Consider the following 8,306-nt stretch of genomic DNA (forward strand, 5'->3'; position numbering starts at 1 on the left):
ACAGACTCCTATTGGCAAATAACCTGTTTAAGTTCACTACCAGGGAAGTTTGCACCTTGTTTGTTCAACTCGGCCGCCATCTCGGCTGACATATCATTGATAAGCAAACTGACACGCCCCTTTTCCTGATTGCGCACCCCTTTTTGCGCTGATCTAACCCCTTGGCGCTGCAATTGTTCGAGTAGTTTATTCGCTAAACGTTCATCCTTGAAGACCCCAAGCGAAATTGCATTGCGCCAAGGCGCTTCCTGGATGATGAAGCTCACGTCCACGCCGAGCGCTTTCAGCTCCCCCACTTTGTTTTGCGCCGCCTGCAACGAAGGCAACGGCGGGATATATACCCAATAGCGCAATGCCTCCTGCATGGTTTTCTGCTGCAGCGTTGCAACCAACGAGTGCTGGTTGAGGATGGCTTGCGCGCGTTGCAGCCCTTCAGCGGAGAAACTGCCCCACTCGTAGCAAGCATACGCCTCGCCCTGCCTAGCGTCGCCCGGCTCGTCCTCCTTGGGCAATGCGTCCACCTCGTCCTGCGTCAGCAGCTTGATCTTGTCGGCAGACAGCGGCTCATGAATATGCGTCTTGGATGCCGGTTGCGGATGAAACCAGCCAACGGCTATCCACAGGCCAAGATTCAATGCAAGCAAACCGCCCACTATCCACTTCATGGCAATTCTCTTTCCATGTACCACAACCCCTGCAACACCAGGTTTTCCTCTAGATTGTATTCCCTTGCCAACACGTGCCTTTGCAATAATGGCAGCAAAACGGCCGCATCGCCACCGCTCAGCGTGCAAGGCACCACATGCCCGCAATACTCGCTGAGTACCTGCAGCAAGTTATCGACCGCCCCGGCTGAGGCGTAAAGGCTGCCGCTGTAGACCGCATCCTGCGTATTCAAGGGAAAATCCTGGAATACGCCCTGCCCCTCTCCGATATTGGCTGCCGCATTGACGATGCTGGCCTGCATCAACCGCATTCCAGGCATGATGACGCCGCCGATAAACCGCGCCTGTCCGGGCGCGGTTTTCTCTATCATGTCGATCGTCAGCGCCGTACCCGCATTCACCACCAGGCAGCTGCGCTGATAATGTTGCCAGGCCGCGATCATCGCCGCCCAACGATCCACGCCGAGTTGCCCCGGGATTGCGTAGCCATTGCTCAAGCCGCCTGCCTGCGCCGTGCTGGCATGCCAACGCACAGGCACGCCAAGCGTCTTGAGCCGGTGATCAAGCGAGGCATATCGATCCGGCCCAGCCACATTGGCCACCGCAATCCGGTCGCATTGCTGCCATACAGCAGGCGTGTCGTCACCATTGAGCACGCCATGCTGCAAAATTTCTCCGCTTTCGTATTGCAATACCGCCCACTTGGTACGGGTATTCCCCGCATCAATTGCCAGCAAGCGGCTCATTTAACTCACTCCCCGCACGCTGATCTCGCCGGAAGAAAAGCGCTGGGTGCCATGCTCGTTCCGCACCAGCAATACGCCGTCATCGGCGATACCCTCCACATGGCCATATTGTTCGCGTCCGTCCGGGAACAGCAACTTGACGGTCTCGCCCTGGAAAGCGTGATGGGATTGCCATTCCTCGCGCATGGCGGTAAAGCCTGATTGCTCGAATTCATCCAGCACCTGCGCCAAATGGTTCAACAACTGTCCCAGTATGTCGTTCGGGTTGATCTCGACAGGCAGGTGGCTCGCCATATCCGTCACCGGCTGATCGATCTGCCCGCGCGTAGCGGCGGGCAGCCTGAGATTGAGGCCTATGCCGATCACGGCCGCGCTCGGCCCGTCCATATCCCCGTGCAGTTCGATCAATATCCCGGCGAGTTTGCGCTCCCGCACCAGGATATCGTTGGGCCACTTCAATTGCGCACTGCACAGGCCATATTGATGCAGCGTACGCATCAATGCCAGCCCCACTGCCAGGCTCAGGCCGGACAACGCGGAAGCGCCCGCCTGGAATCGCCATAGCAATGAAAATGTCAGGCTGGAGCCAAAGGCAGATTGCCAACTGCGCCCGCGGCGGCCGCGTCCCCTGGTCTGCAACAGGGCAGCCGCTACAGTGCCATGCGCCGCGCCAATGGCGGCCTGCTGCATCAGGTAACTGTTCGTGGACTCGATCGAGTCGAACAATGCAAGCTTGAAACGCGCTCGCTGATCGCCCAGCGCCAGCATGACGGCCTGCTCATTCAGCAAATGGAGCGGTTCCGGCAGGCGATACCCTCGACCGCGTACGGAGAAAATCTCGATCCCCAATGCCTCCGCGGCCTGGATTGCATTCCAGACCGAGGCGCGGGTCACGGAAAACTGGCGTGCGATATCCTCGCCGGAGTGGAAACGTCCGTCCGCCAGCAATCTCAATATGGGAAATACCAAGTTATTCATTGCTGAGGCAGTATATCGCAAGCCATCGTGCTCGAATGAATATTCTAGGCACGGCCATCACTCAGGACAGTACGTTGGGGCATGACACGGTGTAAAATAGGCGCAAATCAATAGCGTACTGCCACCATGTCCGAAAAAACCCCTGTTGTTCCAGCTTCCAACTTTATCCGCAATATTGTCGAGCGCGATCTTGAACAAGGCACCTATGCCAGCCGCCGCTGGGCGCGCGCGCCCGGCGATGCCGCGCATCAAGCCGCCGGCGAGCCCGATCCGGCGAAAATCCGTACCCGCTTCCCGCCCGAGCCCAACGGCTACCTGCATATCGGCCATGCCAAGAGCATCTGCCTCAATTTCGGCCTGGCGCGCGACTTTGGCGGCGTATGTCATATGCGGTTCGACGACACCAACCCGGAGAAGGAAGAGCAGGAGTATGTCGACAGCATTACCGACTCGGTGAAATGGCTGGGCTTCGGCTGGGATGCCTTTGGCGAATCGCATCTTTACTATGCCAGCAATTACTTCGACTTCATGTACCGCGCTGCGGAATACCTGATCGAATCGGGCAACGCCTATGTCGACCAGCAATCCGCAGAGGAAATGCGCATCAACCGCGGCACCCTGACCGAGCCCGGCAAGAACTCCCCATGGCGTGACCGCCCCGTGGCGGAGAACCTGGCCTTGTTCCGCGAAATGCGCGACGGCAAACATGCGGACGGCAGCATGGTACTGCGCGCCAAGATCGACATGGCCTCGCCCAATATCAATCTGCGCGACCCGGCGATTTACCGCATCAAGCGCGCGCATCACCACAACACTGGCGACAAATGGTGCATCTACCCGATGTACACCTTTGCCCATCCGCTGGAAGATGCCTACGAAGGCGTCACCCACTCCATCTGTACGCTGGAGTTCGAAGATCAGCGTCCCTTCTACGATTGGGTACTGGAAAAACTGGCCGAAGGCGGCCTGCTCGCCCACCCATTGCCCAAGCAGTATGAGTTTGCCCGTCTCAACCTCACCTATGTCGTGCTTTCCAAACGCAAACTGATCGAGCTGGTGGAAAAGCAATTCGTCAGCGGCTGGGACGACCCGCGCCTGCCCACCCTGGTCGGTGCGCGCCGCCGCGGCTATGCCCCTGAAGGTTTCCGCCTGTTTGCGGAACGCATCGGCGTTTCCAAGGCGGATTCCTGGATCGAGTACACGATTCTTGAAGACTGCATGCGTGAAGTGCTCAATGCGGCGGCAGAACGCCGCATTGCCGTGCTCGACCCGGTCAAGCTGGTCATCGACAACTATCCGGAAGGCCAATCCGAGGATTGCCATGCCCCCAACCATCCGCAGAAGCCGGAGCTCGGCCACCGCGTCGTGCCGCTTTCGCGTGAATTATGGATAGAACGCGAAGACTTCATGGAAGAGCCGGTCAAAGGCTATTTCCGCCTGTTCCCCGGCAACATGGTGCGTCTTCGTTATGGCTACGTCGTCAAATGCACAAGTTACGAGAAGGATGCCGCTGGCAACGTCGCTGTCGTGCATTGCGAATACCTGCCGGACACCAAGTCGGGCACGCCGGGGGCAGACTCCGTCAAGGTCAAGGGCAACATCCACTGGGTATCGGCAGCGCATGCCTATGCTGCCGAAGTGCGCATGTACGACCGCTTGTTCAAGGAAGCCTATCCTGGCCAGGGCAAGCGTGCAGACGGCACCGACCGCGACTATTTGGACGACATCAACCCGGACTCAGTGAAAACCATCACCGCACAATTGGAACCGGCATTGAAGGAAGCCAAGCCGGAAGACCGCTTCCAGTTCGAACGTCATGGCTATTTCGTCGCGGACAGCAAGGATAGCCAGCCAGGCAAGCCGGTATTCAACCGCACCGTGACATTGCGCGATGCCTGGCAGAAATGATGGTGTTACCTACTCAAACTGCCGCAGCCATCCAAACGGTCCCGCCGGAGAAGGCGTTCCGACTGCTCAACCACGGCCCCACCGTGCTGGTCACCTCTTCCAGCAACGGCCGCACCAATGTGATGGCGGCTGCCTGGAACATGCCGCTGGACTTCAATCCATCCAGGATTGCAATTGTCATCGACAAGAAGACCTATACGCGGGAATTGATGGAGGCCAGCGGCACATTTGCCATCAATGTGCCATGCCGCGCCCAGGCGGATATGGTAGTCAAGGTTGGCTCAAGCTCAGGCAGGGAGTTATTGGGTAAAACGCCGGACAGCAAGCTGGCTGCCTTCAACCTGCCGACCTTTGCAGCATCGCAGATTGAAGCCCCATTGCTGGAAGGATGTGTCGCCTGGCTGGAATGCCGCATCATTCCCGAACCGCATATCCAGCAGGCTTATGACTTGTTCCTCGCCGAAGTGGTTGCCGCTTATGCGGATAGCCGCGTGTTCAGCGAAGGCCGCTGGCATTTTGACGGGTATGACGACTTGCGCACATTGCATCATGTCTCAGGCGGTTTTTTCTTCACGCCTGGTGAAGGCGTGTCCGCCCGGCACGATTGATTATTGCGGCAGCGCGCTGGCAATGGTCCAGTATTGCTTTTCCTTGTCGCGTGTCACCGAGCAGCCTAATGCGATCGGCTCGTCACCCGGCTGGATGACGTGCTTGGTATGGTCCGCAGTCTGCACCCCCATGAACCAGCGGTCCAGCCACACTACCATGGTCTCGGCCGCGTCGCTCTTCAGCAGGATCAGCTTGCCGTCATTGGCCAGACACTCGGAGCTATCATCCTCGATCAGGCCCACTTGCGCTTCGCTGCCGGACTCTGCAGCATTCAAGTTCAATGCCAGGCTCAACAACCCGGCGAACAAGTAAAATCGCATTCTTCCTCCGTTACTATCATGCGGCACCTGGTTGTATGTGCCGTCGCAGTTGTATTACTCTACCCATTGCGGCTAGAAGCTTGATACCCTAGCCAATCGTCAGTGGCCTGCAATCCGGATATTCTAACCCAGCATACAATCGCGTAGCATGCATTGCCTAAAACACGCGCTTCCTCCTTCATTAGAGAAGGAGCCAAGCAAAACCGTTGCAGGTCAGGCACAGGCAATTCAACTACTGGAGCAAGGATGAAAAAACGGCGCCATGCGCATAGCAAGAAAACTGGCCTGCCTCCGGGCACATTAGTGCATACCGGCGATGTCAAGACGCCGCAGATTACGCTGACCCTGTTCCGCTATAACGCGGAGCATATCGAAGAGCGCTCGATCAGCTCGCTGGATGAAATCCAGCCAAGTGCAGATGACAGCATCCTCTGGCTGAACGTGCACGGCTTGCATGATCCCAAGCTCATGGCAGAGATAGGCCAGCGCTTCAAGCTGCACCCGCTGGTGCTCGAGGATATCCTCAACACCGACCAGCGCCCCAAGGTCGATGCGTATGACGATTACCTGTATCTGGTCACGCGCTTTTTCGCCTATGACTCGGAGCAAATGCTGGTCAACTCCGAGCAAATCAGCATCATCCTCGGCAATCGCTTCGTCCTCTCATTCCAGGAACGCCCGACAGGCTCATTTGACCCCGTGCGCGAACGTCTGCGCGCCAATAAGGGCCTGTTGCGCAAGTCGGGGGCCGACGTCCTGGCCTATGCCCTGCTGGACATGATCGTGGACAAATACTTTGTCATGCTCGAACAGATCAGCGACGATTGCGAAAAACTGGAAGACCAACTCCTGCACCGCCCCAGTGATGCAGTCCTGCAAAGCATACACAAGCTCAAACGCGAAACCATGGACCTACGCCGGGCCGTCTGGCCATTGCGCGAAATCATCAATACATTGATCCGCAATGAGTTTGCCTTTTTCCAGGAAAACACCATCCTTTATCTGCGCGATGTCTATGACCACAGCATCCATTTCATCGAGTCCCTGGAATCATTACGGGATTTATTGGCGGGCATGCTGGACATCTATCTATCCAGCATCAGCAACCAAGTCAATAAAGAAGTACGCATCCTCACGGTCGTCACCATGCTATTCATGCCGGCGACCTTGATCTCCGGTATTTTCGGCATGAATTTCGAGAGCATGCCCTTGCTTAAGGATCATTGGGGATTCTGGATTGCGATTGCCCTGATGCTACTGGTGGCGGGAGGCATGGGTTTGCATTTCTGGCGCCGCCAATGGCTCAGCCGGCATTAAGCGTCATTCCGGCTTGATACGCGCAGCATACTTGGCGCGTATCTTCGCGATCTTGGGCGCAGCCACTGCCAAGCAATAAGGCTGGTTCGGATGTTGGGCATAGTATTGTTGGTGATATTGCTCGGCAGCATAAAACTCGCCGCCTGTATTTACCTCTGTCACTACTGGCGCACCAAAGGTATTTTCGCTGGCAAACCTTGCCAGCAGTCGATCAAGCACAACCTGCTGTTCGCTGCTTTGACAAAACACGGCTGAGCGATACTGCGTCCCCACGTCGTGCCCTTGTCGATTCAATGTGGTTGGGTCGTGCGCAAGGAAAAACACCTCGAGCAACACCTCGTAATCAATCTCCGTTGGGTCAAAGACAATCTTGATCGCCTCGGCGTGCCCTGTCGTCCCAGTGCAGACTTCCTCATAAGTTGGATGCGCAACCTGGCCGCCGATATAGCCGGATACCACCTGCTTGACTCCGCGTAACTGCGAGAACACAGGCTCGAGACACCAAAAGCAGCCCCCAGCAAAAATAGCAATTGATTCAGCCACGATATCGACTCCTTTATTGTCTGCATACCTGCTCAAACGGTAAAAAGTAGTATGTTCCCACCTTAAATCCTTGGATTGGACATAAGCCTGATAGAGGATAATGCGAGCTAGGATCCTGCAAACTATCTAGATCAGCAGAAATATTATGGCGCGTATTGCAGTTTTTAACCAGAAAGGTGGGGTAGCAAAAACCACCACGGCCCTCAACCTTGCCGCGGCATTGCAGCGCACGGGCAAGGAGGCGCTGTTGATCGACATGGACCCGCAAGCGCACCTGACCCAGATTTACGGCCACCCTCCAGAAAGTGCCAAGCAAAGCCTGTTTGCATTCTACCAAGATGACAAACCGCTTTATCACCTGGAAGTCCAATGGCCCGGGCTGGGTTATCTCATCCCATCCCACAAGGAACTGATCAAGGTAGACTCCGCCTTTGGCAAAGGCCCTGCCATGCTCAACAAGCTGCGCCAAGGGCTCGATATTGCAGACAAGCTGTATATGAACCGCCACACATTGATCGATTGCTGTCCTTACCTGGGCACGCTGTCGCTCAGCGCCATATTTGCCGCCGACCTCGTCATCATTCCCATCTCATCCGACTTTCTTTCCCTCAGGGGCGCAAAGAAAGTGGGCGACACCCTGGCTGCCATCGAGCCCGTATTGAAGCGGCCGATAGAGCGCCGCTATCTGCTGACCCGTTTCGACCGCAGGCGCAGCATGACGTTCGAAGTACAGAAGAAAGCCAAGGAGCTGTTTGGACATGACCTGCTCGATACCGTCATTTCAGAAAATGTCGCAGTGGCAGAAAGCCCCGAACACGGCGTCGACATATTCCGCCACCAACCCAACAGTACCGGTGCACAAAACTACTTGGCGTTATTGATTGAACTGGCGCAGAAATGGCCAAAAGAGTAAGTTCGCTACCGCAATACTTCATATAAAGCCTACTGCAGCACCGCTAGATTTACTGCCTAAACCTAACCCACTAAAAATCACCTGCAAAACATCACAAGATCTTTGCGATCTCACTCAGGCCCATGAATTAAACCGACGTTTAAAAATGAAAAAGCCCGCTAGAAAACTAGCGGGCTTTTGAATAAAAGTCTGGCGGTGACCTACTTTCGCATGCGAGTTGCATACTATCATTGGCGCGGAATCGTTTCACGGCCCTGTTCGAGATGGGAAGGGGTGGTTCCAATTCGCTATGGCCGCCAGACATAAC

9 protein-coding genes and 1 rRNA gene are annotated in these 8,306 nt (G+C 56.1%); 4 read left to right on the top strand and 6 right to left on the bottom strand.

Annotated features, from left to right (window positions below):
- Nucleotides 1–8 precede the first annotated feature (8 nt).
- The 3 genes from ACW4YW_RS10905 to birA are packed head-to-tail and all read right to left on the bottom strand — an operon-like array spanning nt 9 to nt 2,389.
- Entirely contained in the window at nt 9–665 is a 657-nt protein-coding gene (locus ACW4YW_RS10905; RefSeq protein WP_457137556.1) for an SPOR domain-containing protein, read from the bottom strand.
- A complete protein-coding gene (locus ACW4YW_RS10910; protein WP_457137557.1) occupies nt 662–1,411 on the bottom strand; it encodes a type III pantothenate kinase in 750 nt (249 codons plus the stop codon). Before ACW4YW_RS10910 ends, ACW4YW_RS10905 begins: the two co-directional genes overlap by 4 nt.
- Complete coding sequence (birA, locus tag ACW4YW_RS10915) at nt 1,412–2,389, bottom strand: bifunctional biotin--[acetyl-CoA-carboxylase] ligase/biotin operon repressor BirA (RefSeq protein WP_457137558.1); 978 nt, start codon at nt 2,387–2,389, stop codon at nt 1,412–1,414. It abuts the gene before it with no gap.
- A gap of 126 nt (nt 2,390–2,515) precedes the next feature.
- Between birA and ACW4YW_RS10920 the strand changes: the two genes are divergently transcribed.
- Both ACW4YW_RS10920 and ACW4YW_RS10925 read left to right on the top strand, forming a co-directional pair.
- Nucleotides 2,516–4,297, top strand: a complete 1,782-nt coding sequence (locus ACW4YW_RS10920) for a glutamine--tRNA ligase/YqeY domain fusion protein (protein WP_457137559.1) — start codon at nt 2,516–2,518, stop codon at nt 4,295–4,297.
- The gene (locus ACW4YW_RS10925) at nt 4,297–4,905 is read left to right on the top strand and encodes a flavin reductase family protein (protein WP_457137571.1); all 609 of its coding nucleotides are present in this window, start codon (nt 4,297–4,299) and stop codon (nt 4,903–4,905) included. The genes ACW4YW_RS10920 and ACW4YW_RS10925 overlap by 1 nt, the downstream gene beginning before the upstream one ends.
- On the opposite strand, the gene ACW4YW_RS10930 is transcribed toward ACW4YW_RS10925, so the two are convergent.
- The gene (locus tag ACW4YW_RS10930) at nt 4,906–5,226 is read right to left on the bottom strand and encodes a hypothetical protein (protein ID WP_457137560.1); all 321 of its coding nucleotides are present in this window, start codon (nt 5,224–5,226) and stop codon (nt 4,906–4,908) included.
- Between the two features lie 246 nt (nt 5,227–5,472).
- On the opposite strand from ACW4YW_RS10930, the gene corA reads away from it, so the two are divergent.
- Entirely contained in the window at nt 5,473–6,543 is a 1,071-nt protein-coding gene (corA, locus tag ACW4YW_RS10935) for a magnesium/cobalt transporter CorA (protein WP_457137561.1), read from the top strand.
- 3 nt (nt 6,544–6,546) lie between these two features.
- Here the strand turns inward: corA and msrA are convergent, their stop codons facing one another.
- Nucleotides 6,547–7,086, bottom strand: coding sequence for a peptide-methionine (S)-S-oxide reductase MsrA (gene msrA / locus ACW4YW_RS10940; protein ID WP_457137562.1), 540 nt, complete (start codon nt 7,084–7,086; stop codon nt 6,547–6,549).
- Between the two features lie 145 nt (nt 7,087–7,231).
- Between msrA and ACW4YW_RS10945 the strand changes: the two genes are divergently transcribed.
- The gene (locus ACW4YW_RS10945; RefSeq protein ID WP_457137563.1) at nt 7,232–7,999 is read left to right on the top strand and encodes a ParA family protein; all 768 of its coding nucleotides are present in this window, start codon (nt 7,232–7,234) and stop codon (nt 7,997–7,999) included.
- A 187-nt stretch (nt 8,000–8,186) separates the two neighbouring features.
- Here ACW4YW_RS10945 and rrf read toward each other — a convergent pair.
- Nucleotides 8,187–8,300 (bottom strand): 5S ribosomal RNA (gene rrf / locus ACW4YW_RS10950).
- Between the last annotated feature and the right edge of the window lie 6 nt (nt 8,301–8,306).

This window comes from Methylobacillus pratensis (assembly GCF_054072455.1).

Excerpts from the sequence above, each read along its gene's own strand:
- ACW4YW_RS10905 (WP_457137556.1), bottom strand. The coding sequence starts at position 665 with ATGAAGTGGATAGTGGGCGGTTTGCTTGCATTGAATCTTGGCCTGTGG.
- ACW4YW_RS10910 (WP_457137557.1), bottom strand. The coding sequence starts at position 1,411 with ATGAGCCGCTTGCTGGCAATTGATGCGGGGAATACCCGTACCAAGTGG.
- birA (WP_457137558.1), bottom strand. The coding sequence starts at position 2,389 with ATGAATAACTTGGTATTTCCCATATTGAGATTGCTGGCGGACGGACGT.
- ACW4YW_RS10920 (WP_457137559.1), top strand. The coding sequence starts at position 2,516 with ATGTCCGAAAAAACCCCTGTTGTTCCAGCTTCCAACTTTATCCGCAAT.
- ACW4YW_RS10925 (WP_457137571.1), top strand. The coding sequence starts at position 4,297 with ATGGTGTTACCTACTCAAACTGCCGCAGCCATCCAAACGGTCCCGCCG.
- ACW4YW_RS10930 (WP_457137560.1), bottom strand. The coding sequence starts at position 5,226 with ATGCGATTTTACTTGTTCGCCGGGTTGTTGAGCCTGGCATTGAACTTG.
- corA (WP_457137561.1), top strand. The coding sequence starts at position 5,473 with ATGAAAAAACGGCGCCATGCGCATAGCAAGAAAACTGGCCTGCCTCCG.
- ACW4YW_RS10945 (WP_457137563.1), top strand. The coding sequence starts at position 7,232 with ATGGCGCGTATTGCAGTTTTTAACCAGAAAGGTGGGGTAGCAAAAACC.